Annotated in this window: 12 protein-coding genes; 8 read left to right on the forward strand and 4 right to left on the reverse strand. The window is 61.4% G+C overall.

The features are described from left to right. Position 1: 1 nt before the first annotated feature. Both MHX63_RS03210 and MHX63_RS03215 read right to left on the reverse strand, forming a co-directional pair. On the reverse strand, positions 2 to 1582 hold the full coding sequence (locus MHX63_RS03210; protein WP_239387222.1) for a M1 family metallopeptidase: 1581 nt from the start codon (positions 1580 to 1582) through the stop codon (positions 2 to 4). A 136-nt stretch (positions 1583 to 1718) separates the two neighbouring features. Beyond that, positions 1719 to 2951, reverse strand: coding sequence for an alpha/beta hydrolase family protein (locus MHX63_RS03215; RefSeq protein WP_239387223.1), 1233 nt, complete (start codon positions 2949 to 2951; stop codon positions 1719 to 1721). Between the two features lie 399 nt (positions 2952 to 3350). Here MHX63_RS03215 and lpdA point away from each other — a divergent pair, with 399 nt between their 5' ends. Together lpdA and MHX63_RS03225 are read left to right on the forward strand one after the other, a co-directional pair. After that, positions 3351 to 4781, forward strand: coding sequence for a dihydrolipoyl dehydrogenase (lpdA, locus tag MHX63_RS03220; protein WP_239387224.1), 1431 nt, complete (start codon positions 3351 to 3353; stop codon positions 4779 to 4781). A gap of 91 nt (positions 4782 to 4872) precedes the next feature. Next, on the forward strand, positions 4873 to 5976 hold the full coding sequence (locus tag MHX63_RS03225; protein ID WP_239387225.1) for a hypothetical protein: 1104 nt from the start codon (positions 4873 to 4875) through the stop codon (positions 5974 to 5976). Positions 5977 to 5993: 17 nt separating this feature from the next. Here MHX63_RS03225 and ramB read toward each other — a convergent pair whose 3' ends face one another. Both ramB and aceA read right to left on the reverse strand, forming a co-directional pair. Then, positions 5994 to 7511 carry an acetate metabolism transcriptional regulator RamB gene (ramB, locus tag MHX63_RS03230; protein WP_239387226.1) on the reverse strand — a complete coding sequence of 506 codons (1518 nt, stop codon included), beginning with the start codon at positions 7509 to 7511 and terminating at the stop codon, positions 5994 to 5996. A gap of 183 nt (positions 7512 to 7694) precedes the next feature. Beyond that, complete coding sequence (aceA, locus tag MHX63_RS03235) at positions 7695 to 8990, reverse strand: isocitrate lyase (RefSeq protein WP_239199092.1); 1296 nt, start codon at positions 8988 to 8990, stop codon at positions 7695 to 7697. A gap of 513 nt (positions 8991 to 9503) precedes the next feature. On the opposite strand from aceA, the gene MHX63_RS03240 reads away from it, so the two are divergent. The 6 genes from MHX63_RS03240 to MHX63_RS03265 all read left to right on the forward strand — a co-directional run bounded on the left by MHX63_RS03240 (position 9504) and on the right by MHX63_RS03265 (position 19463). Further along, the gene (locus tag MHX63_RS03240; RefSeq protein ID WP_239387227.1) at positions 9504 to 11699 is read left to right on the forward strand and encodes a malate synthase G; all 2196 of its coding nucleotides are present in this window, start codon (positions 9504 to 9506) and stop codon (positions 11697 to 11699) included. A 226-nt stretch (positions 11700 to 11925) separates the two neighbouring features. Next, positions 11926 to 12684, forward strand: coding sequence for an HAD family phosphatase (locus MHX63_RS03245; RefSeq protein WP_239387228.1), 759 nt, complete (start codon positions 11926 to 11928; stop codon positions 12682 to 12684). Positions 12685 to 12848: 164 nt separating this feature from the next. Beyond that, complete coding sequence (locus tag MHX63_RS03250) at positions 12849 to 15527, forward strand: glycoside hydrolase family 65 protein (protein WP_239387229.1); 2679 nt, start codon at positions 12849 to 12851, stop codon at positions 15525 to 15527. A 334-nt stretch (positions 15528 to 15861) separates the two neighbouring features. After that, positions 15862 to 16647, forward strand: a complete 786-nt coding sequence (locus tag MHX63_RS03255) for a succinate dehydrogenase cytochrome b subunit (protein ID WP_239387230.1) — start codon at positions 15862 to 15864, stop codon at positions 16645 to 16647. 33 nt (positions 16648 to 16680) lie between these two features. Then, the gene (locus MHX63_RS03260; protein ID WP_239387231.1) at positions 16681 to 18714 is read left to right on the forward strand and encodes a fumarate reductase/succinate dehydrogenase flavoprotein subunit; all 2034 of its coding nucleotides are present in this window, start codon (positions 16681 to 16683) and stop codon (positions 18712 to 18714) included. Continuing rightward, a complete protein-coding gene (locus MHX63_RS03265) occupies positions 18714 to 19463 on the forward strand; it encodes a succinate dehydrogenase/fumarate reductase iron-sulfur subunit (protein ID WP_239387232.1) in 750 nt (249 codons plus the stop codon). Before MHX63_RS03260 ends, MHX63_RS03265 begins: the two co-directional genes overlap by 1 nt. Positions 19464 to 19501 lie beyond the last annotated feature (38 nt).

Consider the following 19501-nt stretch of genomic DNA (forward strand, 5'->3'; position numbering starts at 1 on the left):
GCTAGTCCTGCAGCCTCTCTCCGAGCTCGCCGAGCCGCTGTCCAACGCGCTTCAGCGCATCCATGGCACGCGCCGGCCCGGAGGCATCGACCATTTCCGCAGAAGGTCCCGCGGGCAGGTCGCGCAGCTGCTCCTCGCTGAGCTCGATGTCCTCGCCGCCGGGGAAGTCGGGCAGTTCTTGGTGACGCAACCAGCGGTCGAACAGCCCCTGCACCTCACTTCGGGCTACACCGTTTTCCTCGGCGACGGTGTTTGCCAGGTTCTCCAGGTCGCGAGTTTCCACCAGCCCCATGCGGTGCTGCGTGGTCCAGCGCTTGACCATGTCGAAGAACGCCTCGTCACCCAGCAGCACGCGCAGGGCGTGGACGGTGACGGCTCCGCGCTTGTACAGCCGGTCGTCGAACATGTCGTCCGCACCGGGGTCGATCAGCAGGATGTCCTGCGGCTTCTCCGCGAGCGCCTGGTGGTGCGCCCACGCATGGTGGGCGGCGGGGATGCCTTGAGACTTTTCGAACCACAGCCACTCGGAATAGCAGGCAAAGCCCTCGTTGAGCCAAATATCCCGCCACTCAACTAGGCCGACGGAGTTACCGAACCACTGGTGGGATAGCTCATGGGCGATCAGGCGCTCCCAGGTGTGCTTGCCGTCGGCATGATTGCAGCCAAACATGCTCATGCCCTGGGCTTCCAAGGGAATCTCCATCTCCTCGTCCGTGACCACCACGGAGTATTCCGGGAAGGGGTAAGCTCCGAAGAGCTCCGAGTAGACCTCGACCATCTCCGTCTGCTGGCCGAAATCCTCGTTGACCAGCTCGCGGACCTGCTTGGCGTGCTCCGTGCCTTCGGGGAGCCAGCCGAACACCGGGACGGTCTTGCGGCCGAGTTCCGCGCTGCGGAAGTCGACCCGCCTGAAGGGACCGACGTACACCGCGGCCAAGTAGGTGGCCATGGGGTAGTTGGTTTCGAATACGCGAGTTGTGTTGTTGCCCTTGTTGAACTGCTCCACCAGGGTGCCGTGGGCGATGGCGGTAACGTCCCGGTGGGCGGTGATGGCCACGCGGAACATCGCCTTTTCATCCGGCGTATCGTCGCAAGGGAACCAGCTGGGGGCGCCATTGGGCTGGCCGGCCACCAGGGCTCCGTCGTCGGTTTCCTCCCAGCCGACCTCGCCCCATTTGGAGCGCAGCGGGTGCGGGTAGCCACTGTATTTGATGGTCAGGTCAAAGGACTGATCCTCGGCGATCTCTTCTGCGAAAGTGATCGTCAGCTTGTTGCCGTTGTGCCGGAAGCGGCGGATCTTCATCGTCCCGTTGTTGGCAGCCGCCCCGTGGCCGGCGACCTCCACGCGGTTGACGGCCAAGTTGTTGGCCAGGTCCAACGTCATGGTTTTCAGCGGACGGTAGTTCTCGACCGCCAGGCGGGCCACGCCACTCAGATGGTTGGGTTCAACGTCGTAATTCAGCTGCAGGTCGTAGCGCAGCACGTGGAACCCGAGGTTGAAGTCCACGCCCGTGTAGGCATCCCGAGCTCCGGCGATGGGGGAGCTGCGGAAAGGACGAGGCTGCTGTTGGGATTGCTTCATGTAAGGCACACTACTATCTGCATAGGACAACCCCCGCCACGGAGGTGGTCTGTGGCGGGGGAAGTGGTGTTTTATCTGGTTATGCTGCTTCCTTGGCGCTGTGTGAGAGCGCCAAGGCCGGAACGGCAATCCAGAACTAGCGGGAGCCCGAGGTGGAGCCTGCCCAGTAGTCTTCCGGAGAGATCGGCTTGGCCGGCTCCAGCGGCGGGCGCTTGGCGCCCGTGCCCAGGCCGTTGACCAAGTCGGTCCAGTAGTCGCGCAGGTCATCCTGCCAGTAGCCCCACTGGTGGGTGCCGGCCGGGCGGAAGTTGTAGTTCACCGGAATGCCCAGCTTATTGGTCCGGCGGGCCAGGTCGCGGGTGCAGGCATTGGTAGCACCCTCGATGACGGCGCCTTCGAAGATCACCGGAGCTGCGGAGGAAGGCTGGCCGTTCACGCGCTCGGACCACGGCATGTCGTGCTGGCCGGGGAAGCCGGAGCTGGTGGAGACGTAGATGTTCTTCTGGCCGCGCAGCTTGTCGGCGTTAATCAGGGCATCGTTGTCGCGAGCAACCTTACCGTTGACCGGACCCCACATCTTGGTGAAGTCCGTGCCGCCACGGTTCAGAACCAGGTTGATGAACTGCGGGGTCAGACCCGTGGTGGTTGCAGCGCAGCCAGAGAAGGAACCGACAGAGTCGTAGAAGCCTGGATGGTGCTGTGCGTACAGCAGGGAGGTGGTGCCGGTCATGGACATGCCGGCGATGGCGCGCTTGTCGTTAGCCTTCAGCGCGGGCTCGATGGCCTGCGGCAGCTCGCGAGTCAGGAAGGTCTCCCACTTCTGCGGCCCCTTGATGTACGGGGTGTTCGGCTCGGTGACCCAGTCGGTGTAGTAGGAGTATGCGCCGCTCATGGGAATCACGATGTTGGCGCCGATGCCCGGGCTGACGGCGCCCTTGTTAGCGTCATCGTTGCCACCGTAGTAGGGCACGATATCTGTCTGACGGATCCAGTTGGCGATGCCCTCGCCGCCGTCCGCGCCGTTCAGCATGTACAGGGTCGGAGCGTTGTCGCGCTTTGCCTTGTCCTTCGGCTGGATGACGACCAGTGGGATGTGGCGCTTCATCGACGGGGAGTATGCGGAGACTTCCTGCACGTTGTCGAAGCCCTGGTTGTTCCAGTACTTGAGGTTTTTACGCCACGTGGTGGAATCTGCCGGCTGGTTCGGGGTCTCGGAGTTCAGCTTCAGCGTGGCCGGCGCGATGCCGTCTGCCTTCTGGGTGGCGGAGACGCTAGCGGCCTGGGTGGCCGGCGCGGTGACCGCAACGGTTGCGAACGGGGCGATCGCAGCCGTGGCAGCGGCGAGAGTGCGGACGATGCTTCGCTTCATAGAATTGATCCTTCTGTGGGCACGCTGGGGAAACGTCAGTAACTCTTGCCCGGGGCGTGAGGTACTCAGTCGAATGTGTGAAAAAGACCTGCAGGGTGTTTTCGGTGGATATTCGGGGAATATCCAAGAAATCCACAGCAAATCTCTAAGGACACAGGAGACTTTACCTAATCTGCGGGAATTTTGGGAACCCAAAGGAGGAAAAACTTTCTCTATTGAACCCGAAAGCGGGGGTGTTTCCTATGGGGCTGGTGGTGCGGAAGTTAATTGGAGGGCTGGGGTGGGCTCTTTGGGAGACGGATGGCGTCAATAAGAAAAGAGAAAGGAGAAAATCAAGAGACCAAGAGCCAGACGAGCCTACTAAACACGAGCGACAAACATTAAGTACCCTTGGGGCTTGTGGCTAAAGAACATTTTGACGTAGTAGTACTCGGAGCAGGCCCTGGCGGATACGTGGCGGCGATTCGTGCCGCTCAGTTGGGTCTGAAGACCGCCGTTATCGAAAAGCAGTACTGGGGCGGCGTATGCCTCAACGTGGGCTGCATCCCCTCGAAGGCGCTGATCCGCAACGCCGAACTTGCGCACACCATCACCAAGGAAGCCAAGACCTACGGCATCACCGGCGACAACATCTCGATGGACTTTAAGGTTGCGCACCAGCGCTCCCGCAAGGTCTCGGGCAACATCGTCAAGGGCGTGCACTACCTGATGAAGAAGAACAAGATTCAGGAAATCCACGGCCGTGGCAACTTTGTTGACGACAAGACCATCGAGGTCTCCGACGGTGACGACGCAGGCAAGACCATTACCTTCGACAACTGCATCATCGCCACCGGTTCCGTTGTCAAGTCCCTGCCGGGCGTAGAGCTGGGCGGCAACATCGTCTCCTACGAAGAGCAGATCCTGAACGAGAACAAGCCGGACTCCATGGTCATCATCGGCGCTGGCGCCATCGGCATGGAATTCGCCTACGTGCTGTCCAACTTCGGTGTGGACATCACCGTCGTAGAGTTCATGGATCGCGTCCTGCCGAACGAGGATAAGGACGTTTCCAAGGAAATCGCTCGCGCGTACAAGAAGCTGGGCGTGACCCTGAAGACCGGTCACAAGACCACCGCCGTCCGCGACCTGGGCGAAGGCAAGGGCGTGGAGGTGGACATCGAGTCCGCTGACGGCTCCAAGACCGAGACCCTGAAGGCAGACCGCGTGATGGTCTCCATCGGCTTCGCTCCCCGCGTGGAGGGCTTCGGCCTGGAGAACACCGGCGTGAAGCTGACCGAGCGCGGTGCGATCGACATCGATGACGAGATGCGCACCAGCGTTTCGCACATCTACGCCATCGGTGATGTCACCGCCAAGCTGCAGCTGGCACACGTTGCCGAAGCTCAGGGTGTGGTTGCCGCCGAGATCATCGCGGGCGAGGAGACCGAGCTGCTCGGCGACTACCAGATGATGCCGCGCGCCACCTTCTGCTTCCCGCAGGTGGCATCCTTCGGCTACACCGAGGAAGCCGCCAAGAAGCAGGCAGAGGAGGAAGGCCGCGAGGTGAAGGTCGCAACTTTCCCCTACACCGCCAACGGCAAGGCACAGGGCCTGGGCCACGCGGTGGGCTTTGTGAAGCTGGTGGCAGACGCTGAATACGGCGAGCTGCTGGGCGCCCACATGGTCGGCCCGGACGTCTCCGAACTGCTGCCGGAGCTGACCCTGGCACAGCGCTTCGACCTGACGGCCGAGGAGATCTCCCGCAACGTTCACACGCACCCGACCCTGTCGGAGGCTATGAAGGAGGCTGCCCACGGCATCGCCGGCGGCCACATGATCAACCTCTAAGAAGGTTCGATCGGCCAGTATTTCCCTGGTTAGGTGCAGGTGGAGTAGGATTTCGGACAAATCCTACCCCTGCCACGATTGGTGCCCAGACTTGCCAGAGAAGATTGGCTTGCTGGCAGACCGAGGACTGCCAGCGGTGCGCGTGCGTGCCATGCTCCAACAGCTCGCTAAGGCCTCGGAGAGTCACGTCTCCGGGATCAAACCCATCCTCGAATTCCGCACCGGAACGCTGCCGATGGACGAGTTCGGCAACGTCCGCCTCGCCGACACTGCCCCCGGAATCCTGCGCGACTACGGCTGGGATCGGCTGGTGTACGTCACCGACCTGCCGCTGACCACCCGCAGGCCGGTAATCAGCCAGACCGTCGAGCAGGGCAAGGCCACCATGTTGTGCCTGCCCGCCTTTGGCCTGCTGCGAGCCAAAGAAGGACTGTGGCAGGAGCTGTCGCGCCTGGTCTGCGGCAAGCACGCCGGAGCTGGCCAGCGCGAAAAGGGCGTAGACGAGATCGAGGGCGGCGACGTAGAGGCCGATACCACCCGCGTGCTCGAAGGCCGTGGGCGCACCCTGCGCCTGCTGTTGGGAATGATCCGCGGCAACCGTCCCGGCCAGTTGCTCAAGGTGCTCTCCAGCTGCCTGGCCACGGGCGTGGCCACAGGCGGCTTCGGCATCTTCTACGGTTCTGTGTGGGAGATGTCCTACCTGATCAGCCCGTGGCGGCAGATCATGATCACCATCCTTTCCATTACACTCCTGACCTTCTGGTTGATCTACAAAAACGGCCTGTGGAATGGGGGATATAGCCGTAAGGCGGAACCATCCGTGTTGAGCGTCGGCGCCGATGCAACCTCCACACAGCCTTCCTCCGACAGTGTCGAGTGGTGGCGCGCCCGGATGGATAACCTGGCCACCATCGGCACGGTACTGATCTCCGCTACCGGCGTCTATGCCCTGATCTACCTGACGATGCTGCTGGTCAGCGCCGCGGTTGTGCCGGTGCCCTTCTTTGAAAACAAGGTGAACTCCACTATCACGCCGCTGGATTATTTGACACTGGCATGGTTTGCGGCGTCACTAGGTACCCTCGGCGGAGCACTCGGCTCGAGCTTCGATACCGACGAATCGGTGCGCGAAGCCACATACAACCGCCGAGAGCTGCAGCGCAGGCAGATCGTCGGGCTTTTCGACGGCGACTAGCGCTGTTGGGGCACGAGTTAGTAGGGCGACACGCTCGAACGGTGCGGGTCGATCTCCAACGAGCGGTGGATCGGCGGGAATGCGCGCTGTGGGCAGTTATCGCGCGGGCACAGTCGGCAACCGGAGCCGATCGGCACCGCCGCGGAAGTGTCCTTCAGATCCAACCCGTCCGAGTAGACCGTCCGGTCGGCGTGCCGCAGCTCGCAGCCCAAACCGATGGCGAACATCTTTCCCGGCTGGCCCCAGGCCGCGCGGTGGTGGTTCACGGTGCGCGCGATCCACAGGTAGGTTCTCCCGTCTGGCATCTGCGCGATCTGCCGCATGATCTTGCCCGGGTAGCTAAACGTCTCGTACACATTCCATAGCGGGCACGTGCCGCCGGAGTTGGAAAGGTGCAGACCCGTCGCCGACTGGCGCTTGGACATGTTGCCCGCACGGTCCACGCGCACGAATGTCCAGGGCACACCGCGCAGGCTGGGGCGCTGCAGGCTGGAAAGTCGGTGGCAGACCGTCTCGTAGCCCACGCCATATTCGCGCATGAGGAACTCCAGGTCGTAACGCGATTCCTCCGCGGAACTATGGAACTGCCGGTAGGGCAGTAGTAGCGCTGCGGCATAGTAGCTGGCCAGGCCGCGCCGGGCGAGCGCGCGGGATTCCTCGGACTGGAAGTGCCCCAGCTCCACCAGCGAGCTGATGGTCGTTCCGGCCTCGAGGAACGCCAGCTCGGTGGCCAGCCGGAACGCGATCTGCCCGGGGCGCATCTTTGCCGACACGTGGAGTGTCTTTTGCTTCGGGTCGAACTTGTGCTGGGTATCGCCCAGGTCGCGCGAGTAGATCACCTGCACGTGGTGCACCTGTTGTAGCCGTTCGGCGATGATCTGTTCTGTGTGGTGTATTTGGTTCGCCCCGATGTTTATTTTGGACGCCAACTTCTCCGCCGCTACATCCAGAACATCGATGTAGTTCTGCCGGGCGTAGAAGAAGTCGCGGACTTCCTCGTGCGGCATGGAGAACGCCTCTGGCCCGGAGGCCCGGCCGAAGAGCTCACCTTTGGGCGTGATGGAGAGGATAGCGGAGCCCTGCACGCGCTCCTCGGTGAGCAGCGAGAGGGTATCCGAGACGTTGCGATAGCGGGAGTGGAGGTCCACGAAGGCGCGAGCCAGGTCCGGGTGGTTCTTCACCAGTGCTGCGAGTTCGGTGACGTCCGCCGGGGTGGGGCTGATCTCCGGGTCTAGGGTGACGTCCTGGACTTCCGCCAGCAGGCGAGTGGAGTCTTGGTCGGCGAAGAAGGTCGGGTCGATGCCGAAGGCGGCGGTGATGCGCTCCAACACGGCGGCGGTCAGCGGGCGCCCGTCGTGCTCGATCTGGTTCACGTAGCTGGCAGAGAGGTCCAGGATCTCGGCGAGGCGGGCCTGGGAGATTCCGCGTTCCTTGCGTAGTTGGCGAAGGCGGGAGCCGACGAAGGGGCGCTCGGTATCGCGCTCTGAGTTGCGTGCAGGGGTGCGTGCAGATCTGCGTTCAGTCGGTTTTCCCATGGTGCTCACCAGTATATTCGGAGGCTTTGGGGCATGGGTGAAGTTGCCATTGGCTTCATCCGTAGTAGCCGTTTGTCAGAAAAGAGAAAGAGCCCGGCCAGCACTCTCGTGCTGACCGAGCCCTAGCAGTGTGCGGGTTTTTCAGCCCGCGCAGCTAGTTCCTAGCGCTTGGAAACAAGCGGCTTAGTGGAACTGGCCCTCCTCGGTGGAGCCCTTCAGGGCGGTGGTGGAGGAGTTCGGGTCAACGGTGGTGGCGATCTGGTCGAAGTAGCCAGCACCGACCTCACGCTGGTGCTTCACAGCGGTGAAGCCGCGCTCCTTGGCAGCGTCGAACTCGCGGTTCTGCAGGTCGACGAATGCGGACATCTGGTTGCGGGCGTAGCCGTAAGCCAGGTCGAACATGGAGTAGTTCAGAGCGTGGAAGCCAGCCAGGGTGATGAACTGGAACTTGAAGCCCATTGCGCCCAGCTCGTTCTGGAACTTGGCGATGGTGTCGTCGTCCAGGTGTGCAGACCAGTTGAAGGACGGGGAGCAGTTGTAAGCCAGCAGCTGGTCCGGGTGCTCTTCGCGGACTGCCTCAGCGAACTTCTTAGCCAGCTCCAGGTCCGGGGTACCGGTCTCCATCCAGATCAGGTCAGCGTACGGAGCGTATGCCTTCGCACGGGCGATGCAGGGCTCGATGCCGTTCTGCACGTTGTAGAAGCCCTCAGCGGTACGGCCGCCGGTCAGGAACGGCTTGTCGCGGTCGTCAACGTCGGAGGTCAGCAGGGTAGCGGCCTCAGCGTCGGTACGAGCAACAACCAGGGTCGGGGTGTTGGCAACGTCAGCTGCCAGACGTGCGGAGTTCAGGGTACGGATGTGCTGCTGGGTCGGGATCAGGACCTTGCCGCCCAGGTGGCCACACTTCTTCTCGGAGGCCAGCTGGTCCTCCCAGTGGGTACCTGCAGCGCCGGCCTTGATCATGGCCTTCTGCAGCTCGTAAACGTTCAGTGCGCCACCGAAGCCAGCCTCGCCGTCGGCAACGATCGGAACCAGCCAGTTGTCAACGGAGGTGTCGCCCTCAACGCGAGCGATCTCGTCTGCACGGGACAGTGCGTTGTTGATACGCTGAACAACGGACGGAACGGAGTTCGCCGGGTACAGGGACTGGTCGGGGTAGGTGTGGCCGGACAGGTTAGCGTCACCTGCAACCTGCCAACCGGACAGGTAAACAGCCTTCAGGCCTGCGCGGACCTGCTGAACGGCCTGGTTACCGGTCAGGGCGCCCAGGGCGTTGATGTAGGAGTCGTCACCCTTGTTAACTGCTTCCCACAGGATCTCAGCGCCGCGGCGTGCCAGGGTGTGCTCTTCAACAACGGTGCCCTGCAGCTCAGCGACCTGCTCTGCGGTGTAATCGCGCTCGACGTTAGCCCAGCGGGGGTTCTCGTCCCAGTCCTTCTGGATTTCTTCAGCGGTACGTGCCTTGCCGACGTTCGACATGTAGGGGGTCACTTCCTTACTAATTAAGGGGAGAGTTATGTCTTGGTCCCTGCCCGGGGGTTCCTGGCGGGGGGACACTGAGTCGCATATTCGAATCCCTGACAGTGCTTTCCAGCGCAGCCAGGTGAAGTCTGCGTTCTGTGTCTCTACCTATGAGAGTACCAACCGAAATAACCACGTCAATGCCGGTCAGGGGGATATTTCTGTGTGGGGGTGGCTCCTCTTTTTGTGAATCTTGTAAAGATTTTCTCCACACTATTTCTAAGTGAGGCCTTAACGTGTAAACGTGATGTGGCTCTCTTGCTGCGCTTATAGGTGTGGTGCGCCACGGGTTGAATCGTGGTGTCACAAAGAAAAAGAGGAACAACCTTGCCCGATATTCCCCGTCGGTGGGGGTGGGAAAAATGCAATCTATGACCAACTTCATACCGATCGTGAGGGAACTCACCTAGTCTTTGAGGATAAAGACCTTTAAATAGGTAAATCGATTGATATGTGAGGAGCCACGTCACTATGACCCAGACCGAGCGCGTAACAGCCGGCGGCCTTCAGGTTGCCAAGACTCTCTACGACTTCGTTAACACCGAGGTACTTCCCGTTATCGGCAAGGATTCTGCCGAGGAGCAGGAGAAGTTCTGGGATGGCTTCGGCAAGATCGTCGAGGAGTACACCCCGCGTAACCGCGAGCTGCTAAACACTCGCGACGAGCTGCAGAAGAAGATGGACGCCTGGTACGAAGACCACAAGGGTGCCCAGGACCCGGAGGAGTACAAGGCCTTCCTGAAGGAGATCGGCTACCTGGTCGACGAACCGGGCGACTTCGAGATTACGACCCAGAACATAGATAGCGAGATCGCAGAGACTCCCGGCCCACAGCTGGTTATTTCGGCGTTGAACGCCCGCTTCGCGCTGAACGCGGCGAATGCTCGCTGGGGTTCCCTGTACGACGCGCTGTACGGCACCGATGCCATCTCCGAGGAGAACGGCCAGGAGAAGGGCACCGGCTATAACAAGGTTCGCGGTGACAAGGTCATCGAGTGGGGTCGCGAGTTCCTGGATCGCGTTGTACCGCTGGAGTCCGGCTCTCACAAGGACGTCACCAAGTACGCCGTCGAGTCCGGCCAGCTGACCGCCACCATCGACGGTAATGATGTGCACCTGCGTAACCCGGAGGTCTACGCAGGCTTCGGCGGCGACAAGGCCAACCCGAGTGACATCCTGCTGTACAACAATGGCCTGTACATCGACATCCAGATTGACCCGGAGTCCCCGATCGGCAAGACCGACAAGGCCGGTGTGAAGGACCTGAACCTCGAATCCGCAGTGACGACAATTATCGATTTTGAAGACTCAGTGGCAGCTGTGGATGCAGAGGATAAAACTCTGGGTTATCGCAACTGGCTTGGGCTAAATGTTGGTAATCTGACAAAAACTATTACCAAGTCGGGGCGAACTTTCACTCGTAAGCTCAACGAGGATCGTGTGTTTACCTCTCGTGATGGTGAGGAGCTGCGTTTGCACGGTCGTTCCCTGCTGTTCGTGCGTAACGTTGGCCACCTGATGCAGAATCCGGCGATCCTGGATCAGAACGGTGAGGAGATCTTCGAGGGCATTATGGATGCCGTCATTACTTCGGCTGCTGCGATCCCGGGTCTGGATGAGAACAACCCGCTACGTAACTCCCGTAACGGTTCGATCTACATTGTGAAGCCGAAGCAGCACGGCCCGGACGAGGTTGCGTTCACTAACGATCTGTTCGGTGCGGTGGAGGATCTGCTGGGTCTGGAGCGGTTCACTCTGAAGGTTGGTGTGATGGACGAGGAGCGTCGCACCACCGCCAACCTGGATGCTTGCATCGCGCAGGTTAAGGAGCGCCTGGCGTTTATTAACACCGGTTTCCTGGACCGTACTGGTGATGAGATCCACACCTCTATGCTGGCTGGTCCGATGGTGCGTAAGGCGGAGCTGCAGACCGCGCCGTGGAAGCTGGCTTACGAGGACAACAACGTGGATGCTGGCCTGGCGCACGGCCTGCCGGGCAAGTCGCAGATCGGTAAGGGCATGTGGGCCAAGACCGAGCTGATGGCTGACATGCTGGCGCAGAAGATCGGCCAGCCGAAGGAGGGCGCTTCCACTGCGTGGGTTCCGTCCCCGACGGGTGCGACGCTGCACGCAACCCACTACCACGAGGTGGATGTCTTCGAGGTGCAGGACAAGCTGCGTACGGAGGGTCGTCGTGAGACTCTGGGTGACATTCTGACCATTCCGGTGGCGGAGTCTGCTGATTGGTCTGCTGAGGAGATCGCCGAGGAGATCGACAATAACTCCCAGTCCATCCTGGGTTATGTGGTTCGCTGGGTGGAGCAGGGTGTGGGTTGCTCCAAGATCCCGGATATCCACGACATTGACCTGATGGAGGACCGCGCGACGTGCCGTATTAACTCCCAGCACTTGGCTAACTGGTTGAAGCACGGTGTGGTGACCGAGGAGCAGGTTCTGGAGTCTTTGCAGCGTATGGCTGCGAAGGTGGATGAGCAGAACGCTGGTGATGCGAACTACCGCAACATGGCGCCGAACTTTGATGAGTCTGTGGCTTTCCAGGCTGCGAAGGATTTGGTGTTTAAGGGTCTGGAGCAGCCGGCTGGTTATACTGAGCCGATTCTGCATGCCCGTCGTTTGGAGTTCAAGGCTAAAAACGGCATCGCCTAAGGCCTTGCGTACAGCTAGCGCTGCTTAGCGCGATACGGATCTAACCGCCGGTGTGAGCCCGCCTCACCCGGCGGTTTTCCTATGCCCACTTCCGCGCAGCTTTCTTGCAACTTCCTTGCAACCTCCTTGCACGGACAGTTGTCCGACCCCCTGGTTAGACTGGTGGGCACACGAACACGCACGCATGACCGCACATTCACCAAGGCGCCCCGGAAGGAGCCCGACTTTGTCCGTCACCACCTTTGGCACCCCGCCCGCCCGATCTCTCTTTGATTTTGACGCCGTACTTTTCGACCTCGACGGTGTGATCACCCCGACCGCAGAGCTCCATCGTCAGGCGTGGGCACGGATGTTCAGTGCGTTCCTGGAGGCCAAGGGAGCCAAGCCCTACACCGAGCAGGATTACTTTGACTACCTGGATGGCCGCCGCCGCGACGAGGGCGTGGCTGCCCTGCTGGCCAGCCGTGACATTGAGGCTCCAGAGGGCAACGCGGACGATGACGCGGATCAGGACACGATCCACGGCCTGGGAGCCCGCAAGAACGCGGACTTCCTGAATCTGGTGGAAGAAGGTGTGCAGGCCTACGAGGGCTCCGTGCGGCTGCTGGATGCCATCCAGGATCGCGTCGCAGCGGGGGAGAAGGCTCCGCAAATCGCGATCGTCTCCTCCTCGAAGAACGCCCGCCCGGTGCTCAAGGCGGCGGGGCTGCTCGATCGGTTTGAGGTTGTTGTGGATGGGAAGGTGGCGTCCGAAAAGAACCTGCCGGGTAAGCCCGCACCAGATACGTACCTGTATGGCGCACAGCAGCTCGGCGCCAGTGCAGAGAACTCGGTGGTGGTGGAGGATGCCACCAGTGGTGTGGCCAGTGGAAAGGCCGGCAAGTTCGGGCTGGTGATCGGCGTGGATCGCGGGGCAGGCGCGGAGGCACTGCGGGAGTACGGCGCGGACATCGTGGTCGACGATCTGGCGGACTTGCTGGGCTAGAGTACGTGGCCGGGGGCTAACACGCAGAACCTTTACACGCTGAGCCTTTAGACGAACAACCGGCACAGAACTGCAAAGACTTACGCAGGTTTACATAGGCTTACGCAGGCTTATAAAGAAGTAGACGGAACTAGACAGAACTAGACGGAGAAACCGGAAACACTATGGGAATCAACGCGCAACGACAGACCAAGCGCAGCCCGGAAGACCAGCGGCTGAAAGACTTCCTAGCAACCCGCCGAGAGGGAGCGGAGCCGGGTTATAAGCGACCGGTCGACGGAGGTGACCTGCGTGCCGAAGGGTTCCGTGCGGACAGCAAGCACGGTGCCGTGAATCCGCTGGAGTCTGTGGATCGTGACAACAACCCGGTTGACGAATGGGCGCTGGTCGAGACCCGACCGAACTCCATGGATCTGGGCGTTTCTGAAACTCTTTTTGCGCTGTCCAATGGCTACCTGGGGCTGCGTGGCAACCCGGAGGAGGGCCGCGATTCCCATACTCACGGCACATTCATCAACGGTGTGCACGAAACCTGGGACATCGAGCACGCAGAGGACGCCTACGGCCTGGCGCGCACGGGGCAGAGTATCGTCTCGGTGCCGGACGCCAAGGCCATGCGACTGTACATCGACGACGAGCCGCTACGCCTGGGCAATGCAGAGGTCATGGAATACAACCGCAGCCTGGACTTCCGCGAAGGTGTGCTGCGCCGCAGCCTGGTCTGGCGTACTCCGGGCGGCAAGCACGTGCGCGTGACCTCCGAGCGCATGGTGAGCTTCCTGGAACGTCACCTGGCGTTGCAGTCCCTGGAGGTCGAGCTGCTGGACGCGCCGGCCGCCGTTGTGGTCTCCTCCCAGCTGCTAAACCGCGAGGATGGCCAGGGCGAGTTCCCGGATAACAACGCCCGCGTGGCCGGCGAGGAGGGCTTCGACCCGCGCAAGGGCGAGCAGTTCCAGGATCGTGTGTTTATTCCGAAGTATCAGTCCAGCACGGAGCCGGAGCGCGCCACGCTGGGCTACCAGATCAACCACTCGGGCATGACCGTGACGGTCTCCATGGACCACATCCTGGACATCGACAATCCCTCGGATGAGACGGACACGGGCGTGGACACCGGTGTGGAGGTCTCCACGGAGGTGGAGGAGGACGTCGCGCGCGTGACATACCACCTGAACGGCAAGAAGGGGATGAAGATGCGCCTGGAGAAGTTCACGGCGTATCACTCCTCCCGCCACGTGGCTCCGCAGGAGCTCGCATTCCGCTGCGCCCGCACCATCAACCGTGCAAAGTCGGTGGGCTTTAGCAACCTGATGGACAACCAGGCCGAGTGGCTGGCTCGCTTCTGGGAGCGCTCCGACGTGCGCATCGCCGGCCAGCCCGCGCTGCAGCAGGCAGTGCGCTGGAACATCTTCCAGCTGATCCAAGCCTCCGCCCGCGCGGAGACCAACGGTGTGCCAGCCAAGGGCATGACCGGCTCCGGCTACGGCGGCCACTATTTCTGGGACACGGAAATCTACGTGATGCCGTTCCTCTGCTACACCAACCCCAATCTGGCGCGCAACGCCTTACGCTTCCGCTACGACATGCTGCCCGCGGCCAAGCAGCGTGCGCTGGAGCTGTCGCACGACGGCGCCCTGTTCCCGTGGCGCACCATCAACGGCCAGGAATCCTCGGCCTACTACGCGGCGGGTACCGCGCAGTACCACATCGATGCCGACATCGCGTTTTCACTGATGAAGTACGTTTATGCCACCAGTGACACGGAGTTTTTGCTGCAGCAAGGCATTAGCCTGCTGGTGGAAACCGCCCGGTTCTGGATGTCCATCGGCTTCTTCAACAGCAAGCAGGACAAGTTCGAGATCCACTCTGTGACCGGCCCGGACGAGTACACAACCGTGGTGAACAACAACCTGTACACAAACGTGATGGCCCAGTACAACCTGGAGGTCGCGGCGGCGGTGGTAAGCCAGATGGAAAAGGAGCGCCCGGAGGAATACCGCAACCTGCAGGATCTCAAGCACATCACGCAGGCCGAGGTTGAACTCTGGCGCAAGGCTGCCGAGTGCATGTACATCCCGTACAACGAGGAGCTGAAGGTTAATCCCCAGGACGACCAGTTCCTGCACCGCCGCATTTGGGACCTGGACGATCCGGAAGTCGGCCCGAAGCGCCCGCTGCTGCTGCACTACCACCCGCTGACGATCTACCGCTACCAGATCTTGAAGCAGGCCGACGTGGTGCTGGCCCTGTTTCTACAGGGACAGCGTTTTTCCACCGAGGTCAAGCGCGCGGACTACGACTATTACGACATTCTGACCACGGGAGACTCCACCCTGTCGGCCGTCGTGCAGTCCATCATCGCCGCGGAGCTGGGCTACAAGGACAAGGCCGAGGAGTTCTTCTACCGCGGTCTGTTCGTGGACATGGGCGACCTGCACCACAACGCCTCAGACGGCGTGCACATCGCCTCGTGCGGTGGCGCGTGGACGGCGCTGACCAACGGCTTCGGCGGTTTCCGCGATTTCTATGGACAATTCACCATCGACCCGCGTCTGCCGGACGAGTGGGAGTCCCTGACCTACCACATCACCCTGCACGGCGAGCGCCTGCGTGTGGAGGTTCGCCCCGGTGAGGTAGAGCTGGTGCTGGAGGAGGGCGACCGCAAGGTCGGTCCGATCTGGGTCATGGGCGAGGAGGTCGTCGTCGGCCACGAGCCCATCGTTGTGAAAGGACCGACGCTGCTCAGTGAACACCGCGCCGACGGGGCCGATGGGGTCGAAGCTGCCCGGGATGCAGATGGCGGTTCTAAGCATGGTTCCCCGGATCACTGGGTAAAGCTATAAAAATATATCTTTTCTGACGCCCACCGCCAGCGCGCGCCACCACCCCCGCATTCTCTGTGAGGTGGGTAGTGGGCGTGAAGGGGTTGGGGCGTGGCGTCAATAAGAAAGGAACAGGGTAACCCCCGAAAGCCGTGTGACCAGTGTGACGCCGCGCGGCGACGGCCTCTTAGGGGGGAATCTAACAGTACGGTCGTACCGTTATGGGTATTTTTGCAAGGTTTGTATTGCGGAAATGCTATACCCCATAACGGGGTGTAAGGCCGGGAATATGCAGGTACACAAGTAGTCCGACGGGGGCTTAAGCACATACAGTGTCTATGACACTGGAGGTGCCATGACTGTTAAATATGACGACCGTGAGGCAATCGCTCACGGAAAACTGAGAACTTCGAGCCTGCGCGAGAAGCCAGGCTTCCCTTCGTGGGCGATGAAGCTGACGATGGCCATCACGGGTATCATCTTCGGGCTGTTCGTCCTGGTTCACATGGTTGGAAACCTGAAGGTTTACATGGGGGCCGAATCCTTCAACACCTACGCCGACTTCCTGCGTGAGTTCGGCTACCCGCTGCTGCCGCACGAGTCCTTCCTGTGGGTTGCTCGTATCGTGCTGCTGGTGTGCCTGATCCTGCACGTATGGTGCGCATTCGCACTGACCGGCCGTGCCCACCAGTCCCGCGGCCGTTACCGCCGCAAGGGCATGGTTAGCAGCTGGAACACCTTTACCGCCCGCAGCATGATCGTCACCGGCATCGTGCTGCTGCTGTTCATCATCTTCCACATCCTGGACCTGACGATGGGCGTAAAGCCGGTCGCCTCCGAGGACTTCCAGGGCCCGACTGATGGCGCACACGCTGCCTACCAGAACCTGATTGCATCCTTCGACCGCCCGGCTGTAGCCATCTTCTACATCCTGGCGATGGTGATCCTGTTCATGCACCTGTCCCACGGCATCTGGACTGCCACCTCGGACCTGGGCATTACCGGCCACCGCACCCGCAAGGTCATGCTGTGGATCGCTTACCTGCTGCCCGCGATCGTGATGATCGGCAACATCTCCATCCCGCTGGCTGTGATGTTTGGGTTGGTTGATCAGGTCCCGTTCGTCCCGGCTGGGCAATAACGGCGAGTCTGGTTACAAGGAGAAGAGAGTTAAATGAGCGAAGTAACTAACCACCCGCACAATCAGACCGCGGACTTCGACTACGACAAGGCCGTCGCTGCTTTCACTGCGCCGGAATCCGTCGTTGAGGGCGTGACCCTCGGCAAGGTCCTGAAGGACAACGCACCCCACGTAGTCGGCCAGGATAAGCAGTGGCAGTACGCCAAGGAGCACTTCGGAATGGTGTCTCCGCTGAACCGCAACAAATTCCGCATCCTCATCGTCGGCACCGGCCTGGCCGGTGGCGCCGCAGCTGCCGCACTCGGCGAGCTGGGCTATGACGTCAAGGTGTTCACGTACCACGACTCCCCGCGTCGCGCGCACTCCATCGCTGCGCAGGGTGGTGTGAACTCCTCCCGCGGTAAGAAGCTGGATAACGACTCCACCTACCTGCACGCCAAGGACACGGTCAAGGGCGGCGACTACCGCTGTCGCGAGAATGACTGCTGGCGCCTGGCTATGGAGTCCCCGAAGGTTATCGACCACATGAACGCTGTCGGCGCGCCGTTCTCCCGCGAGTACGGCGGCACCCTGGCAACCCGTTCCTTCGGTGGCGTTCAGGTCTCCCGCACCTACTACACCCGTGGCCAAACGGGTCAGCAGCTGCAGCTGGCCACCACCTCTGCGCTGTACCGCCAGATCGGTGCCGGCCACGTGGAGATCTTCACTCACAACGACCTGGTTGACCTGATCGTCAACGACGGGCGCTGTGAGGGCGTGATCATGCGCAACCTGCTGACCGGCGAGCTGAAGGCTCACACCGGCCACGCAACCGTGCTGGCCACCGGCGGTTACGGCAACGTGTACCACATGTCCACGCTGGCCAAGAACTCCAACGCCTCGGCCATCATGCGCGCCTACGAGCTGGGTGCCTACATGGCGTCCCCATCCTTCGTGCAGTTCCACCCGACGGGCCTGCCGGTGAACTCCACCTGGCAGTCCAAGACGATCTTGATGTCCGAGTCGCTGCGTAACGACGGCCGCATCTGGACTCCGAAGAAGAAGGGCGACGACCGCAAGCCGAACGACATCCCGGAGGACGAGCGCGACTACTTCCTGGAGCGCCGCTACCCGGCCTTCGGCAACCTGGTTCCGCGTGACATCGCTTCCCGCGCCAACGCCCAGCAGATCAACGCTGGCTACGGTGTGGGCCCGATGAAGAACTCCGTGTACCTGGATCTGGGTGACGCTATCCAGCGTCTGGGCAAGGACACGATCCGCGAGCGCTACTCCAACCTGATCCAGATGTACGAAGAGGCCATCGGTGAGTCCGCTTACGAGACCCCGATGCGCATCGCCCCGACCTGCCACTACACCATGGGTGGCCTGTGGACCGACTTCAATGAGATGACGTCCATCGACGGTCTGTTCTGCTCCGGTGAGTCCTCCTGGATGTACCACGGCGCGAACCGTCTGGGTGCTAACTCCCTGCTGTCCTCCTCCGTGGAGGGCTGGTTCACCCTGCCGTTCACCATCCCGAACTACCTGGCGCCGCACCTGGGCGAGGAGATTCCGGCCGCCGATTCCCCGGCAGCTCAGGAGGCCCTGCAGCGTGCCAAGGACCGCATCGAACGTCTGACCACCATCAAGGGCGACGACCCGCACGGCCCGGAGTACTACCACCGCCAGCTGGGCGAGATCCTGTACTTCTCCTGTGGCGTGTCCCGCAACGTGAAGGACATGAAGGACGGCATCGAGAAGATCCGCGCACTGCGCAAGGACTTCTGGGCCAACGTCCACATCCCGGGCGGTACCGAGGAAATGAACCAGACCCTGGAGTACGCAACCCGCGTTGCCGACTACCTGGATCTGGGCGAGCTGATGTGCGTGGACGCACTGGACCGAGACGAGTCCTGTGGTGCCCACTACCGCGATGACCACCTGTCCGAAGACGGCGAGGCAGAGCGTGACGATGACAACTGGTGCTTCGTCTCCGCCTGGGAGCCGAATGGCGAGAACAAGTTCATCCGCCACTCCGAGCCCCTATACTTCGACCGTATCCCGCTGATGACAAGGAATTACAAGTAATGAAACTGCATCTTGAAATCTGGCGTCAGGCGGGCCCGAATGCCGAAGGCCACTTCGAGTCTGTTGACGTTGACGACGCCGCAGAGCAGATGTCCATCCTGGAGCTGCTCGACCACGTAAACAACAAGTACGTTGAGGACGGCAAGGAGCCCTTTGCCTTCGCCTCGGACTGCCGCGAGGGTATCTGTGGTACCTGTGGCCTGATGGTCAACGACCGTCCCCACGGTCCGGATCAGAACAAGCCCGCTTGCCAGCAGCGCCTGGTCTCTTTCAACGATGGCGACACCATCAAGCTGGAGCCGCTGCGTTCCGCTGCGTACCCGGTTATCAAGGACATGGTCGTCGACCGTTCCGCACTGGATCGCGTGATGGAAAAGGGCGGCTTCGTGTCCGTCATGGCCGGCACCGCTCCGGATGCCGACTCCCTGCTGGTGAACCACTCCGACGCTGAGAAGGCGCTGGATCACGCAGCCTGCATCGGCTGTGGCGCCTGTGTTGCAGCTTGCCCGAACGGCGCAGCTCACCTGTTCACCGGCGCGAAGCTGGTGCACCTGACGCTGTCCCCGCTGGGACGTGAGGAGCGCGGCAAGCGCGCCCGCAAGATGGTTGATGAGGTCGAGGGGACTTTTGGTCCTTGCTCGCTGTACGGCGAGTGCGCTGACGTTTGCCCGGCGGGTATCCCGCTGACGGCTGTGGCAGCTATCACAAAGGAACGCACCCGTGCCGCTTTCCGCGGCAAGGATGACTAAGATCAACTCCAAGACAAGTATCAGAAAGTAGGAGAGAA

This window comes from Corynebacterium sp. ACRQK, assembly GCF_022345965.1.
GTDB lineage: Bacteria > Actinomycetota > Actinomycetes > Mycobacteriales > Mycobacteriaceae > Corynebacterium.